Origin of the sequence: Streptomyces sp. NPDC090445, from assembly GCF_044769385.1 — a bacterium.
GTDB lineage: Bacteria > Actinomycetota > Actinomycetes > Streptomycetales > Streptomycetaceae > Streptomyces.
This window is the reverse complement of sequence record NZ_JBIVXV010000012.1, coordinates 56181-71961: the sequence shown is the minus strand read 5'-3', so window position 1 is coordinate 71961 and position 15781 is coordinate 56181. Positions and strand designations below refer to the sequence as shown.

The window sequence follows — 15781 nt, the reverse complement described above, 5'->3', positions numbered from 1 at the left end:
AGACTGCAAAGCACAAACCCAGGTCAGAGCCTCACTCGCTCCGGCTATGAGACATGACCACTAAGCAAAGACAATGCGCTCGAAGTCGACGACCGCGAGCGTGCCGTCGGCGGACCGCAGCAGGTTGCGCAGCTGCAGGTCCCCGTGGGTGGGCACCAGCCCGAGGGGTGCCAGACCGGCGAGCCGCCCGGCGGCTGCCCGGACGAACCCGGCGTCGCCCGGGGCCAGGTGGGGGAGGGCGGCATCCAGGTGGTGTTCCCACTCCGCCAGGGCGGGGGAGACCCGGCCGGCGGGCGGGCGCGGGGGTGCGGCGGCGTGGATCGCGGCCGCGAGCGCGCCGATCGCACGGAAGAGACCGCGGTCGAGGCCGGGCGCACCGTGCAGCGGGCTCCCCGGCACGGCCGTGACCACGATCGCGCGGAGGCCCTCGTCCGCGGCGACGAGCTGCGGCGCCCGGCCGCCGAGCGCGGGAACCCACTGCCGGTACGCGGCCACCTCCCGCTGGTGGAAGCGGGCCCCGGCGTGCCGCTTGAGGTACCAGGTCCCGCCGGCGGCACCGGTGAGGCGCCACACGTTGCTGCCCCGCCGCGCCCACGAGACGTCCTCGGCCCCGGAGATGCCCCCCACCGCGCGCTCCGCGAACGCGAGCAGCGCCCGCGACGGGCCGTCCACCGGCGCGACGCCGGCCAGCAGCCGGGTCCGGGCCCGGTCCGGTCCGTCCTCCCGGTGGGGGACGGGGTCGCCGGGCTGCTGGAAGTGGACGGCGCCGGGATGCCCGTCGCGGTACGCGTCGAGGCCGGCCCGGCAGTACGCCACCATCGGCTCCGGCAGCGCGTCGAGGGGGTACCAGGCCATGGCGTCGCAGACGGCGGGCTCCATGACCGCCGGCTCGCCGGCGAAGCGCCGGACCTCGAAGAACACGCCGATCCTGGCCCGGCCGTGGGGGCTGCGGTGGTGCACCGTGACCGCCAGCGCCACGTCCGCGCGGTCGATGACGACACCGGTCTCCTCCGCGGCCTCACGGATCACCCCCTCCACCATGTCCTCGTGGGGCCCGTCCAGGTGCCCCGACGGGAGGTGCCACAGGCCGGAGGCGTACACGGGCCCGGCGCGCCGGGACAGCAGGACCTCCGGTCCCTTTTCGCCGTCGCGGCGCAGGAGCAGATGGACGTCGACGGGCAGCGCGTAGCGCTCGCGGCGGGGTACGGCACTCCCGCCGTACGGGTCGGACGGATCGGACAGCACGGGCGGCTCCTTCGGCGATCGTGCGGACGGGGCATCGCTGGGCGGACTCACGAGGGCGCTTCAGACCCAGCCGAGTTCGCTGTACGCGCGGCCGGCCCCGATCCCCTCGATCGCGAGCCGGGCATACGGGACGATCGGGTCCGGGAGCGCGTCGGCGGGCCACCAGCCCCAGGACACGCAGCGGTCCGGCTCGCGCACCTCGGGCTCTCCCCGCCAGCGGCGGGCGCGGAAGACGAGCTGCATCCGCGGCTGTCCGCCCGGATGGTCCACCACGTGCACGACATGGGCCAGTTCGACGTCCGCCGGGTCGATCACGAGACCGGCCTCCTCCTCCGCCTCCCGGACGAGGCAGCTCACGGCGGACTCCTGCTCGCAGTGCCCGGCGAGGAAGTGGTGCGCGGCACCCGCGTACGCGGAGTCGGGGTGCCGCAGCCCGAGCAGCACCGTGCCGTTGCGCTCCAGGTAGAGGTGGACACCGATGATGTTCGGCCGTGCCCGCCCACCCCCACCGCCACCGCCTCCGCCACCGGTCCGGTGGCCGGTCGTCGTCGGCGGTCGCGGCTCGGCCGCCCGGTGGAGGTCGATGACCTGCTGCGTCCAGGGACACAAGGTCAGGTACGGGATCCGGGTGGCGTCGAAGTGCCGGAGCATGATCCCTTTGGTGAGGGGGAGTTCGTCGGCGTTGCCGTCCCAGTGCCCGAGGTAGACCTGGACTCGGGCCTCGGTCCCGTCGGGGCCGTGGGCGTCGACCACCGTGAACGGCTCCAGCGGCAGCACGAGGCCGGTCTCCTCCAGCAGTTCGCGCTCCACCGCGTTCCGGCACGTCTCGCCCGCCTCTCGGTAGCCCCCGGGGATGGACCAGGTGCCGGGATCGCAGATGTGCGGCTTGTTCGCGTCACGGAGGTGCAGCAGGTACCGGCCGCGCGAGTCGACCAGCAGGGCAGCGGTTCCCTGCGGTTCGTCTGAGGCAGCAGAACGCATCGCTCGGGACTCCTTCCAACGGGGCCGGGAGGGCGAGGGACATGCTGCCCAGCCGTCCCACGGACAAGCCCCCGGAACGCCCCCGACCGCATCCGGGGCCCGGCGGTCGTCCGGATCCGGGGAGCGCCCGGCGCACCCCGCCCCGAAACCCACCCGAACGGGGCGGCACACCGCTCGGGCGTCGGCGGCCGCGATGCGGTGGCCGCCGGCCGGGACACCTCCGTGGGCCGCAGCTTCCTGGGCCCGCTGGATGCGGCGTGCGACCGGCCGCGTGGGCAGCGGGACTCCCTCATCGATGCGCAGGGAGCCGCCCAGGCCCGAGGCGCCGGGGGCATCCGCTCAGGAGCGGTTCCGGGCCCTTGCCAGTGCAGCCTTGCGCACACGGAGCAGTTCGCCCACCGACGCGGTCTCGGAGAACAGGCCCTCGGCCGGGTCGCCATGCGTCGTCGCCGATGTCCTGGGCCTCCCGGACGTCGTCGCCGATGTCCGCGCACAGCGTGGGTGTGGCCGGGGCCGCGGCCGGGCCCGTCCCCGCCCCCGTCCCCGCCCCCGTCCCCGCCCCTGTACCGACGACACGGTCGGCGAACCTGGTCACCGCCGATACCTGTTTCCGGCTCGACCCCTGCTCGTACGCCGCCGCCCTGGCGATCGCGAACTGGGTCTGCCGTGCATCGGCATCGTGGGGGACTCCGAACGTGGCGATGTTCAGGAGCGCCAGGTAGGCGATGGTGGTCTTCCACTGTCGGGCTTCGGCGTTCCGCCGACTGATGGCCGCCATCTCCCTCGCTGCGTCGGGCAGCCCCTTCTCCACCCGGCGATGCGGGGCCCACCGTGTGTGGACCGGCCTGCGCTCCTGGGCGACGTCCACGAACACGAGGCCGGCGGTCAGTTCGGGGTGTCGTTCGGCGAAGATCCTGATCAGCGGCCCGCCGACCGCGTGGCCCACCAGCACGAACGGGGCCCGCGCACCCGCTCGGTGAAGGACCTCCGGCAGATGTTCCGGATACCGGGCACCGTCCAGCCTGGTGCGCCAGTACGACCGTCGGCGCCTGCCCCGGCCTGTGCGGAACGTGCAGCGGACGGCCGCCCACCCGGACGACCCGACCGGGGGCAGCCGTCGGCGCGCGGCTCTTCCTCAGCTCCGTGACGATGACTCCCGCCGCCGTGGTGACCAGAGCGTCGGCCATCAACCGGTCCTGGATCGTGCTGCTGCGGGTGGTCATGGGCGCAGCGACCGGTACAGCCGTTCGTCCCCGTAAAGGAGATGTTGTCCGACCCGTCGTATCCGTAGTACTGGCGGACCTGCATGCCGGCGGCGGTGCCGGTGAGGGCACAAAGCAACAGTGCACGTTCCCTGCTGCCCGGTCGGCCCCACAGCATCCGGGCCGCAGCCGTCAGCCGTACCTGCGGAATCGCGATGACCTGCGGGAGTCCAGGAGCCTGGACACATATTTCAGCGGGAAACGGTTGATGCCGCGGAATCGGGTCTGGTTCACGCGCCAGGAGAATATGCCGTTGTTGCCCAGCCCGGACGTATCGGCGAGCTGCTCCAGGGCCCCGATCAGGGCACCCATTGCGCCGATCTTCTCAATCCTCACGAAGACCCGGTCCGCGGCAGCGGCCCCACCGCCGCCTTCCGACCTGTCGACAGCCGCGGGAATCCGTTTCACCGGTGGCATGCGGCCTCGGAAAAACCCAACGGGCTTGCCGTGCTTCGCAGTCACCTGCTGTCGGGTATTCCCCACATGGCCCTGCTGTTCCACCGTGGACGATGTCCGCGACACCTGCAAGCCGGGCCTGCGCCGCCGACAGGCCCCTGCGGTTGCGGCGCGGGCGGGATGCGCAGGGCGCGCGCCGGAGTCACGTCCGTCCGGGCGCGGCGGCCGGTGATGCGCCGAGGCCGGCCGCACCGGACGCGGCACCCTGCGCGAGGGCGGAGCCCCGAGGCCTCCGCCTACGGCTTCAGGCCGATTGCCTCGCAGGCGGCCTTGTACCTGTCCGTGCAGATCTCGTCCACCGTGTAGACGCCGTCGTCGATCACGGTGGACTTGACGTTCTCCTTGGTGAGGGCGATGCCGGGGACGAGCACCGAGGGCACGCCCTTGGCGGTCGGGCTGTCGACCTTCTGGTTGATGATCCCGTCGATCCGCTCGCCCTTGGCCAGGGCGACGGCCATCTCCGCGGCGGCCGCGGCCTCGGGGGCGTACCGCTTGTAGACGGTCATGTACTGGTCGCCCGCGACGACCCGCTGCACGCCGGCCAGCTCGGCGTCCTGGCCGGTGACCGGGGGCAGGTTGGTGACTCCGGCCGCCTTGAGGGCGGTGATGATGCCGCCCGCCATCCCGTCGTTGGCGGAGTAGACGCCGATGATCCGGCTCTTGCCGAGCGCCGTGAGGGCGGCGGCCATGTTCGCGTTGGCGTTCTCCGGCTTCCACTCGATGGTGTCGTACTCCCGGCCGACGGTCGCCTTGCCGTCGAGGACGGAGTGCGCGCCGGACTTGAACTGCTTGGCGTTCGGGTCGGTGACCGAACCGTTCATCATGACGATCTGGCCGTCCCTGGCCTTGTCGCCCAGGGCGTCGAGGAGCGCCTTGCCCTGGATCCGGCCGACGTCCTCGTTGTCGAAGGAGGTGTAGGCGTCGATCGGGCCCTCGGCGAGGCGGTCGTAGGCGACGACCGGGATGCCCGCTTCCTTGGCCCTCTTCACGGCGCCCGCGATGGCCTTGGAATCCACCGCGTCGATGATCAGGACATCCACCTTATTGGTGATCATGGTGTCGACCTGAGAGCTCTGGGTGGCCGCATCCTGCTTGGCATTGGCATAGACCACTTTGCCCTTGCCGCGCGTGAACTTGGCGACCTCCTTCTCGATCAGCGGCTTGTCGAACTTCTCGTAACGCGCGGTCTGGTTCTCCGGCAGCAGGAGGCCGACCTTGATCTCGTCGCCCTTTCCGGAGCCCGGTCTCCCGTCGCCGTCCTCCGCACTGCCGCAGGCGGTGAGCGAGACGGCCATTGCGGAGACGGCGACGGCAGCGGCAGCACGGCCCAGATGTGTGTTCACGGTGTAAACCTCCATGACAGGGCCGTGTTCCTTGCGGCCGAGGTAGAGGCAGTCAACTGGGCGTAAACGGCCATCGTCAAGGAGTGACTTATTAACGAGATGGCAACGTTGCCATCGTCGGCGATTCGTGCAATTCGGTCCGATCCCCGCATTTCATCGACCGGCGCTTCGTGGCGAAAGTTCAACTTGTGAATGACCGGGGGCGCTTCACTGAAAAGCGGAAGTGCATGATCCGAAAGTGGCCCCGGTTGAGGCGGCCGTACCGGGGGGCGGCCCCACCCGGGGCGGCTCCACCCGGGGCGGCCCTACCCGGGGGCGGCCCTACCCGGGGGCGGCCCTACCCGGGGTACGGGTCGTAGCAGTCCGGAACAGGGTCGTAGAGGACGGCCCAGGTCCTGGGGCCGACGATGCCGTTCCTGGTGAGGGCGTGGCAGCCCTGGATCCACTTGACCTTGTCCAGGGTGCGGCTGCCGAAAACGCCGTCGACGGCCAGCTTGGGGACCCCGCCCCAGATGTTCGACAGGCACTGCGCCTGCTTCACCGCCGCCCCCCTGCTGCCGTGCTGCAGGGAGGGCCGGGCGGACGACGACGTGTACGTGCACCCTCCGGGCGCCGCACTCGCCGACGGCGCTGTGACACCCAGGACCCCGGCCGTGAGCGCGGCGGCGCTGAGGACGGAGACGATCCGGCGTTTCAAAGCGGCTCCTCTCGGTGGGGCCCAGCCCTGGCGGCTGTGGCTCCGGGCGTAGTCCATTGTTGGCCGTGGACGCCCGATCCGCAGGAGCGACCTGCGGGGCTGTCCGGGCAGGTCCCGGGGTGCGCTATGATCGATCCCGAGCTCGCCGCCACGTGACGTGGTGGTGGGACCGGCGTTGGTGGTCCAAGGAAAGGCACCCCACTTCCTGTGGGGGGATGCAGGTGCAAGGCCTGCCCAGCGCTCGATCAAGGCCCCGGCCTCCTCGTGGAGGCCGGGGCCTTCTGCTGTTCGCAGCCGCTTCTTCACGGCCGCCGGTGGGGGCGGGTGGGGCGGACGGGGCCGGGGGTGCAACGCACGGCCGTGCGGGTCCACTCCGCCCGGCGGTGTGGCCCGAACGGCCCTGTCGGGCACGCCGCCGGCCCCACAGGGTGGTAGTCGGTGCACACAACAGGACGGAACACGGCCGCCGCCGACCGCAACGGGGGCCCTGCGGGGCCCCGGTGGGGGACCGTCACCGCCGACCGCCATCGCCGCCGCCCCGACACCGTGAGGAGTCGTGATGTCCGCCGACACACAGCCGGAGCCCGCCGCATCCGCCGCATCCGCCGCGTCCGCCGCGCCCGCCGAGCTCACCGAGGAGGAGCTCGCCGCCCTGAACGCCCACTGGCGTGCGGCGAACTACCTCGCCGTCGGGCAGATCTACCTCATGGCCAACCCCCTGCTGACCGAGCCGCTGCGCCCTGAGCACGTCAAACCGCGCCTGCTCGGCCATTGGGGCACCTCGCCCGGCCTCAACCTGGTCCATACCCACCTCAACCGGGTCATCAAGGCCCGTGACCTGAACGCCCTGTGCATCTGGGGCCCCGGCCACGGCGGTCCGGCCGTCCTGGCCAACTCCTGGCTGGAGGGCTCGTACACCGAGGTCTATCCGGACGTCACGCGGGACGCGGCCGGCATGGCCCGGCTCTTCAGGCAGTTCTCCTTCCCCGGCGGCGTGCCGAGCCACGTCGCCCCGGAGACCCCGGGCTCCATCCACGAGGGCGGCGAACTCGGCTACGCGCTCTCGCACGCCTACGGCGCCGCCCTCGACAACCCGGACCTGCTGGTCGCCTGCGTGATCGGCGACGGCGAGGCGGAAACCGGGCCCCTGGCCGCCGCCTGGCACTCCAACAAGTTCCTCGACCCCGTCCACGACGGCGCCGTCCTGCCGATCCTGCACCTCAACGGCTACAAGATCGCCAATCCGACGGTGCTGTCCCGGCTGCCGCGCGCCGAACTCGACGCCCTCATGCAGGGCTACGGCCACGACCCGATCCACGTGTCCGGCGACGACCCGGCCGCCGTACACCGCGCGATGGCCCTCGCCATGGACACGGCCCTGGATCGCATCGCCGCCGCGCAGGACGCCGCCCGCACCGGCGGCAGCACCGACCGGCCGCGCTGGCCCGTGATCGTGCTGCGCACCCCGAAGGGCTGGACCGGCCCCGCCGTGGTGGACGGCCTGCCCGTGGAGGGCACCTGGCGCGCCCACCAGGTCCCGCTGGCCGCCGTACGGGACAACCCGGAGCACCTGCGGCAGCTGGAGGAGTGGATGCGCTCCTACCGGCCCGAGGAGCTGTTCGACGCGTACGGAGCCCCGTTCCCCGAGGTGCTGGCCGGGATCCCGCAGGGCACGCGCCGGCTCGGCGCGACCCCGCACGCCAACGGCGGGCTCCTGCTGCGCGAGCTGCCCCTGCCGCCGCTGGAGCGCCACGCCGTGGACGTCGACAAGCCCGGCGTGACGCAGCACGAACCCACCCGGATCCTCGGCGACCTGCTCCAGGACGTGATGCGGGCCACCGCCGACCGGCGCGACTTCCGCCTCGTCGGCCCCGACGAGACCGCCTCCAACCGCCTCCAGGCCGTCTACGGGGCCAGCGGCAAGGCCTGGCAGGCCGACGTCCTCGACGTCGACGAGCACCTGGAACGCCACGGCCGGGTGATGGAGATCCTGTCCGAGCACACCTGCCAGGGCTGGCTGGAGGGCTACCTGCTCACCGGCCGGCACGGACTGTTCTCCTGCTACGAGGCCTTCGTCCACATCGTCGACTCGATGGTCAACCAGCACGTCAAATGGCTGCGCACCACCCGCCGCCTGCCGTGGCGCGCCCCGATCTCCTCGCTCAACTACCTGCTCACCTCGCACGTGTGGCGGCAGGACCACAACGGCTTCTCCCACCAGGACCCCGGCTTCGTCGACCACGTCCTCAACAAGAGCCCCGAAGCGGTCCGCGTGTACCTGCCGCCGGACGCCAACACCCTGCTGTCCGTGGCCGACCACGTGCTGCGCAGCCGCGACTACGTCAACGTCGTCGTCGCGGGCAAGCAGCCCTGCTTCGACTGGCTGTCGATGGACCAGGCGAAGCTCCACTGCGCGCGCGGCGCCGGCATCTGGGAGTGGGCCGGCACCGAGGACGGCACCCGGGAGCCGGACGTGGTGCTCGCCTGCGCCGGGGACGTCCCCACCCAGGAGGTGATGGCCGCGGCCCAACTGCTGCGCCGGCACCTGCCGGAGCTGGCCGTGCGGGTGGTCAACGTCGTGGACATCGCGCGTCTCATGCCCGCCGGGGAGCACCCGCACGGCATGAGCGACGCCGAGTACGACGGGCTCTTCACCACGCAGCGGCCGGTGATCTTCGCCTACCACGGCTACCCGTGGCTCGTGCACCGGCTGGCCTACCGGCGCACCGGCCACCGCAACCTGCACGTGCGCGGCTACAAGGAGATCGGCACGACGACCACCCCGTTCGACATGGTGGTCCGCAACGACCTGGACCGCTACCGCCTGGTCATGGACGTCGTCGACCGCGTCCCAGGCCTCGCGGTACGCGCCGCGGCCGTACGCCAGCGCATGGAGGAGACCCGGCAGCGCCACCACGACTGGATCCGCGAGCACGGCACGGACCTGCCCGAGGTCGCCGACTGGTCCTGGGACGGCTGACGCCGGGCTCAGCGGAAGGCGGCTGCGTTCTCGGCGGCCCACCGGTGGAACGGCCTCGCCGGGGAGCCGGTGACCTGTGCGACGGTGTCGCGGACCCTCAGCAGCTCCTCGTTGACGTCCCCGCCCGTCACGTCGAGGACGGCGTCCGCGACCTCGTCCCCCAGGTACGCGGCCATCTCACGCTGGGCCTCCTCCCGGCCGATCCCGGCCACGGCCACCTCCCGCCCCAGCGCCGCCGAGAGGGCGGCCACCTGCTGCCGTGCCGTCACCCGCTCCGGGCCGGTCAGGGCGTACGTCCGGCCCCGGTGGCGGGTGTCGGTCAACGCCGCCCGCGCCACCGACGCGATGTCCGCGGGGTGGATGGTGGGCAGCCCGACGTCCGGGTACGCCACCCGGACCGGGTTCCGCTCGCGGATGGAGGCCGCCCACCACAGGGCGTTCGAGGCGAACTGCGTGGGGCGCAGGACCGTCCACGCCATCCCGCTGTCCTGGAGCAGCTGCTCGCCGGCCGCGTGCCGAGCGGCGGGGCCCAGGTGCGGATGGGTCCGCACGGTGATGGACGACACCAGCACCACGTGCTCCACACCGGCCTCGCGGGCGGCACCGAGGACTTCGGCGTCCGAACCCGGCTCGCCCAGGCCCGGTATGAAGAACAGCGAGCGCACGCCCTCCAGCGCGGGCTTCACCGAGCCCGCGTCGGCCAGGTCGCCCCGGACCGTCTCGACGCCCTCCGGGAACGAAGCCCGGGCCGCATCACGCGTGAGCGCCCTGACCGGCCCGGCACCGTGGGAGCGAAGCTCCTCCACCAGGGCACGGCCGATGGTCCCGGTGGCTCCCGTCACGAGAATCATGCGTGTCTCCTTCCGTTATCAGATGATCGACCGAAGCGAACGCTAGAAACCCAACCGCACTTCAGGTCAAGGATGCAGTAGCCGGGCACGGTGGTGTGCGCTTGAACCGTTCGACGTGTTTCCCCTTGAAAGCGCAACCACATGTCCGTGAACGCCTTTGATTGAGATCCTCGATATCGAGGAGTAGCCTCATTTCTGAGGCAGCCAGGTCGGTTGCTGTCCGCCCTCCGTTGTGGACGGCCTTACCCCCCCGTACCGGCTGACCCACGGCAACGCCCTCGGCCGAGAGCCCCGGTTCCCCCGCGACAGCGACGGCCGCGCACCCAGCTGCGGCCGGTGCCTGATCACCGGCGTCGCCTGACGCGCCCCCGACACCGCCGACCGGAACCTCGCACCACAGTCATTCAGGAGTGAACGGTCATGGCAGAGAACCTTGCCGAGGCGTCCGTGGCGGACGTCCCGCTGTACTGCTCACAACCACCGCGCATCGAACCCGTTCTGCCGCCCGACCTCAGCCCCGACAGGCAGCGCGCCATACTCGTCGGCCGGGCGAAGTGGGTGAACGGCACCGTACTGCACTACTGCTTCCTCAACGAGCCCGGCGTCGCCCTCGAAGCGACCCAGCTCGACGAGATCCGACGCGCCTTCCAGGAGTGGAAGGACGCGGGCATCGGGCTGGAGTTCCGCGAGGTGACGCAGCTCTCCGAGGCCGAGGTCCGCATCAGCCTCCGCCGGGGCGACGGCTCGTGGTCGTACGTCGGCCGGGACGTCCTGGGCATCCCGCCGCCGCAGCCCACGATGAGGTTCGGCTGGAGCCTGACCGACACGCCGCACGGCAAGGCGACCGCGCGGCACGAGATCGGGCACACCCTGGGCTTCGCCCACGAGCACCAGAACCCGTTCGCCGGCATCGAATGGGACGAGGCCAAGGTCTACGCCTCGCTGGGCGGCCCGCCGAACTTCTGGTCGCGGGACAAGACCTTCCACAACATCCTGCGCAAGCTGTCCACCGGCGAGGTCGAGGGCTCGACGTGGGACCCGACCTCCGTCATGGAGTACCCGTTCCCGGCCGGCCTGATCGTCCGCCCGGAGCAGTACCGGGCCGGAATCCCCGGGCCCGTCCGGATCTCCGAGCAGGACAAGAAGTACGTCCGCCGGTGGTACCCGGCCATCGACGCGAAGCCGCCGGAGCTCCACCCGCTCCAGTCGGTCGAGCTGGGCCTCTCGCCGGGGGAGCAGGCCGACTTCACGCTCGCGCCCGCGGAGACGCGGACGTACGAGATCAGCGCGTTCGGCAGCCACGACTTCGTGCTCGTCCTGTTCGAGGACGTCAACGGCGAACTGCGCTACCACACGGGCACGGACGACAGCGGCACGGACCGCAACGGCCGCCTGAAGGTCAGGCTCTTCCAGGGGCGTACGTACATCGTGCGCGCCCGGCTGTATTCCACCTGGGGCCCCGGCAAGGCGGCCCTCATGTGCTGGTGAACCACTGTCAACTGCTGCGCATATGCGTGTGGGGCGGCCGGAATCCGGCCGCCCCACACGCATACTGTATGCCGATTGTCGTGTCGCGGCGGGTCAGCGTGCCGCGCCGAAATCCTGCGTCCAGTAATGGTTCGGCTGCGCGTAGCCGATGCCGATCTCCTTGAAGGAGCAATCGAGAATGTTCCGCTTGTGGCCGGGGCTGTTCATCCAGCCCTCCATGACCGCCGCGGGAGAGCTGTAGCCGTACGCGACATTCTCGCCGTACGTGCTCCAGGTGTATCCGGCGCGGGTGATGCGCTGGCCCGGGTCGGAGCCGTCGGAGCCCGTGTGGGACATGTTGGCGTGCGCGGCCATGTCCTGGCTGTGGCTCTGGGCGGCCGCGGTCAGCTTGGCGTTGAGGGTGAGCGCCGGACAACCGACGGCGGCGCGCTCCCGGTTGACCAGCGAGAGGACCTCGGCCACCGCGCCGGAGGCCGGGGCGGTGGACGTCTTCGGCACCACAGGTGCCTGGACCTGCGGCTTCACGCTCGTGACCGGCTTGCGCGTCGGCTGCTGCTGCGGGGGTCGGGGGGCCTGTACGACCGGCTTTGCGGGCGCTTCCGGGCTGCTCTCGGCGGCAGCGGGGCTGCTCTCGGCCGGGAGGGTCGGAAGGGCTGCGGGCGCCTCGGGGGCGGGCGAGCTCAGCGAAAGGGTGGGGGCGGTGCGCCAGGGGCGCATCTCGTGCCGCTGGGCGGCGGCCTGCGTACGGTCGGTCTCCTGCCCGCCCAGGCAGGCCATGGCGGCCGTGGGCACGCCCACGATGGCCAGGGCGCCGACGGAGATCGCTATTTTCCTGTAGTGCTTTTTCTTCTTCCGGTGCTTCTGCATGCGTGACCTCATTCGGTGATCGCGAATCTTCCGGCGACCGAACCGGAAGGCGCCGGAGGAGCCGCCATTCTTAAAAGCCCGACTTGGGCCTGGCAAGTTATGGCCACTAATGCGTACGGGAGATCCGGAACGCGGCTTGAAACGGGCCGCGGATCATGCATCGCCGCAGTGCGGCAGCCGGGGGAAGGCCTGATGGTCGGCCAGAAGCCGCCGGGATCAGGGAAAACACCGGATCGGGTACGAGTGCGCCGGATTCCGTTTCCACCGGAGAGGGGAATGTCGATTCCAAAACGGACAAATCTCGAAATGTCGGCGGGCTCATGTGGCCCCGAAGATTCCGTTTTCGACCCGGGCGCCGTGACGTATGTCACGGATCCGGCTCGGGCCGCATCCGGTCAGGGGAAGGCGTGGCCCGCGGCGGCACACCCGGCGGCGCACCCGTACGCCCCGTTCTCCCCGGCTGCGGCAGCGACCCGCCGGCGCCCCCGGCCGTTAGCCCGCCGAGAGGGAGGGCTCAGCCTCCCCGCACACAACTCCTCGTACCCAAGGAGACGACAGGTGTTCCCCACAGTCGTACGCCGGTTCGGGCGGTCGGTCGCCGTCACGGCCTCCGGCGTACTCGTCGCAGGCCTCTTCGCCACGGCGCCCGCTCTCGCCACGGCGCCCGCCCTTGCCGCCGTGCCCGCCCGGGCGGCCGCGGCGCCCGCCCTGGTGCTGGACCGGGACTTCCCCGACCCGGACGTCGTGAAGGTGGGCCGTACGTACCACGCCTACGCCACCAACAGCGGAGCCGCCACCATCCAGCACGCCACCTCCACGGACCTGGTCCACTGGACGCCGGCCGGCGCCGACCCCCTGCCCCGCCTCGGGGACTGGGCGGAGCCGGCGCGCTCGCTCGTGTGGGCGCCGGAGGTCTTCGCGAACGGCCGCGGATTCACGATGCACTACACCGCCCGTGACCGCGCGAGCGGGAAGCAGTGCATCGGCGTCGCCCTTTCCTCCTCCCCGGACGGCCCGTTCCGGCCCGCCGGCCAGGGGCCGCTGGTCTGTCCCGCCGAGCAGGGCGGCGCCATCGACGCCGCGAGCTTCACCGAGGGCGGCCGCCGGTACCTGCTGTGGAAGAACGACGGCAACTGCTGCGGGCTTCCCACCCGGATCCACCTGCAGCCCGTCTCCTGGGACGGCACCCGGACGACGGGCGACCCCCTCCCCCTGATCGGCCAGGACCTCGCGTGGGAGGGGCAGCTGGTCGAGGCCCCGACGCTGGTGCGGCGCGACGGCCGCTACGTCCTCTTCTACTCGGCCGACTCCTACGCCGACCACCGCTACAAGACGGGATACGCGGTGGCCGACCGGCTCACGGGCCCCTACGTCAAGGCGCCGGAGCCGCTCATGTCCACCGAATCCCTCGGGGGCGCGGTCCGCGGACCCGGCGGGCAGGACGTCGTGACCGGCCCGGACGGCAAGGACCGGATCCTCTTCCACGGCTGGAGCCCTGACGGCTCCCAGCGCCGCCTGCTGTACGCGGCCGGCCTCGACTTCGCGGACGGTACACCCCGCGTCTGAACGGGCGCCACGGGCATCAGCCCCACTTCTGGCGGTCGGAGCCGTCGCAGGGCACGGCCCGCAGCCCCTGCTCGCCGTCGTCCAGACAGGTCCCGGCGGCCCGGTTCTTGATCTCGACCGATGCATCGGCCAAGGCCGTCACCGCCCACTTCTGGGAGGCGGCCTTGCTGCAGGACGCCCCCCGCAGCCCGGAGGCGCCGCTGTCCAGGCAGGCGCCCGTGGCGTGGTTGCGCAGCTCGCTGGTGCCGTCGGGATACGGGTGGACCGTCCACCGCTGGTAGCTCAGCCCGTTGGGATCGAACGAGCGAAGCCCTTTGTCGAGACTGTGGTCCAGACAGTCGCCCGTGACGCGGTTGACGAAGATGCGGTTGTGGTCGGCGAGCCCTGATCCGCCCGGCCCGGCAGCGGCCGCGGCCGCCTCCCGCGCCGGTTCCGGCTCCCGGGGAGCGGCTGCCCCGCGCGCGGGGGCCGGCCCCGACGGCCACAGGACGAGCGACGCCAGCGCACCGCCGCACAGCAGCCCGGCGCACGCGCCGGCCACGGCCCACGCCCAGCGGCGCTGCGCCCAGGCCCCGGCCGTACGCCGCCACCTGCGCCACCGGGTGTCCGCCCCCGGGACCGGGCCGACCGGCTCCGCGGGCGGCTTCGGCTGGCAGCGGTCCGCCGCCTCCCACAGCGCCCTGTACTCCGCAGGATCGGCTCCCAGGGCCCGGCACAGGTCGCGGACGGTCGTCCACGGCGGGACCGTGCTGCCCCGCAGATAGCGGGAGAGCGACGAGTCGCTGATCATCACCTCGGATTCCAGCGAGCGCAGCGTACGGCCGGACCGCCGCTGCAGAGCCCGCAGCGCATTCCCCAACTGCTGCCCCGCATGGGGCTGCTGCCCACCCTGGCCCGTCATGCCCGCCCCCTTCCGGCGGCCGCACACCGATGCCCCGGAAGGCCGCCCCGTGTCCCGGGATGGTCGTGTCCCAGCAGGTCAGCACCTTAGGGATCCCGACATCGCCGAAGCAAACGGGACAGCGTTGCAGCGGCCGTCCCGACCCCCGCAGACTCCTTCTCGTCCCGCCCCGCAGCCGGTGCCGAGCAACCGTCACCGGCCCGTACGGGGCCGGTCCCTCGACGGCCGCGCCCTGATCGCGCGGACCGTCGCACCTCCCTCCGTCCGCCGTGAACGGCGCACGCGAGCAAACAGGCAACACCAGTCACACAAGCAACGCGAGCAACACAAGCAACAGGTACAACACGAGAAGCAGGAGAATCCGCATGTCCAAGAAGACCACCCGCCGTTGGGTCACCGCGACGTTGACGGCGATGCTGTGCGCCGGAACCCTCGCGCTGACCGCGCAGTCCGCACCCGCGGCTCCCCGGACCTCCGCAGCCGCGGCGGCCCGGCCGACGGCAGACGACGCCGGCCGCGCCCTCGCGCCTCACGCCGGTCAGGACGAAGCGGCCCGGGCGGCCCAGGCGGCTCCCCGGATCACCCGTGCGCAGGTCCTGGCCCGGGCGAAGACCTGGCTGACCGCCAACAACGGGCGCCCCGTGCCCTACAGCCAGACCAAGCGGTGGAAGGACGGGTACCGGCAGGACTGCTCCGGCTACGTCTCCATGGCCCTCGGCCTGCCGAAGCCCGGACCCAACACCGTCTCCCTGAAGAACGACGGGTTCACGCGCCGGATCGCGATGAAGGACCTCGCCCCCGGCGACCTGGTCATCAAGGCCAACAGCAACGACGCCGACCGCCGCCACGTCGTGATCTTCGACGGCTGGGCCAACAGCGCCCACACCGCCTACAAGTCCTACGAGCAGGCAGGCGGGGTCGGCACCCGCTGGAAGCAGCACTCCTACGGGGTCAGCGGCCGCGACGGCTACCACGCCTACCGGCCCGTCAACATCGTCGGCTGATCCGCCTGCCTCCCCTTCGCGGGGGGCGGGGGGGCCCCCCCCCCCCCCCCCCCCCCCCCCCCCCCCCCCCCAACACCCCCCCCCCCCCCCCCCCACCCCCCCCCCCCCCCCCCCCCCCCCCCCCCCCCAACCCCCCCCCC

General features: G+C 72.1%; 12 protein-coding genes. 4 read left to right on the top strand and 8 right to left on the bottom strand.

The window, feature by feature from the left end; all coding sequences use genetic code 11:
• Positions 1–60: 60 nt before the first annotated feature.
• The 5 genes from ACIQUT_RS22870 to ACIQUT_RS22850 form a co-directional block, all read right to left on the bottom strand.
• Positions 61–1245: a phosphotransferase gene (locus tag ACIQUT_RS22870; protein ID WP_403565140.1), complete on the bottom strand. Its 1185-nt coding sequence runs from the start codon at positions 1243–1245 to the stop codon at positions 61–63.
• 60 nt (positions 1246–1305) lie between these two features.
• Positions 1306–2226, bottom strand: coding sequence for an NUDIX domain-containing protein (locus ACIQUT_RS22865; protein ID WP_403565139.1), 921 nt, complete (start codon positions 2224–2226; stop codon positions 1306–1308).
• Between the two features lie 1394 nt (positions 2227–3620).
• Positions 3621–3950, bottom strand: coding sequence for a hypothetical protein (locus tag ACIQUT_RS22860; RefSeq protein ID WP_403565138.1), 330 nt, complete (start codon positions 3948–3950; stop codon positions 3621–3623).
• Between the two features lie 230 nt (positions 3951–4180).
• On the bottom strand, positions 4181–5239 hold the full coding sequence (locus ACIQUT_RS22855; RefSeq protein ID WP_403565352.1) for a sugar ABC transporter substrate-binding protein: 1059 nt from the start codon (positions 5237–5239) through the stop codon (positions 4181–4183).
• 385 nt (positions 5240–5624) lie between these two features.
• Positions 5625–5984, bottom strand: coding sequence for a peptidoglycan-binding protein (locus ACIQUT_RS22850; RefSeq protein ID WP_403565136.1), 360 nt, complete (start codon positions 5982–5984; stop codon positions 5625–5627).
• A 559-nt stretch (positions 5985–6543) separates the two neighbouring features.
• Between ACIQUT_RS22850 and ACIQUT_RS22845 the strand changes: the two genes are divergently transcribed.
• On the top strand, positions 6544–8964 hold the full coding sequence (locus ACIQUT_RS22845) for a phosphoketolase (protein WP_403565135.1): 2421 nt from the start codon (positions 6544–6546) through the stop codon (positions 8962–8964).
• 8 nt (positions 8965–8972) lie between these two features.
• On the opposite strand, the gene ACIQUT_RS22840 is transcribed toward ACIQUT_RS22845, so the two are convergent.
• Positions 8973–9815 carry an NAD(P)H-binding protein gene (locus ACIQUT_RS22840; protein ID WP_403565133.1) on the bottom strand — a complete coding sequence of 281 codons (843 nt, stop codon included), beginning with the start codon at positions 9813–9815 and terminating at the stop codon, positions 8973–8975.
• Between the two features lie 420 nt (positions 9816–10235).
• Between ACIQUT_RS22840 and ACIQUT_RS22835 the strand changes: the two genes are divergently transcribed.
• The gene (locus ACIQUT_RS22835; RefSeq protein ID WP_403565132.1) at positions 10236–11303 is read left to right on the top strand and encodes a M12 family metallopeptidase; all 1068 of its coding nucleotides are present in this window, start codon (positions 10236–10238) and stop codon (positions 11301–11303) included.
• A gap of 93 nt (positions 11304–11396) precedes the next feature.
• Here the strand turns inward: ACIQUT_RS22835 and ACIQUT_RS22830 are convergent, their stop codons facing one another.
• A complete protein-coding gene (locus ACIQUT_RS22830; protein ID WP_403565130.1) occupies positions 11397–12170 on the bottom strand; it encodes a CAP domain-containing protein in 774 nt (257 codons plus the stop codon).
• Positions 12171–12728: 558 nt separating this feature from the next.
• Between ACIQUT_RS22830 and ACIQUT_RS22825 the strand changes: the two genes are divergently transcribed.
• Positions 12729–13736 (top strand): glycoside hydrolase family 43 protein, encoded by a 1008-nt coding sequence (locus ACIQUT_RS22825; protein WP_403565129.1) that lies wholly within the window; start codon positions 12729–12731, stop codon positions 13734–13736.
• A 16-nt stretch (positions 13737–13752) separates the two neighbouring features.
• Here the strand turns inward: ACIQUT_RS22825 and ACIQUT_RS22820 are convergent, their stop codons facing one another.
• On the bottom strand, positions 13753–14637 hold the full coding sequence (locus tag ACIQUT_RS22820) for an RICIN domain-containing protein (RefSeq protein WP_403565127.1): 885 nt from the start codon (positions 14635–14637) through the stop codon (positions 13753–13755).
• 365 nt (positions 14638–15002) lie between these two features.
• Between ACIQUT_RS22820 and ACIQUT_RS22815 the strand changes: the two genes are divergently transcribed.
• A complete protein-coding gene (locus tag ACIQUT_RS22815; RefSeq protein WP_403565125.1) occupies positions 15003–15641 on the top strand; it encodes a hypothetical protein in 639 nt (212 codons plus the stop codon).
• Positions 15642–15781 lie beyond the last annotated feature (140 nt).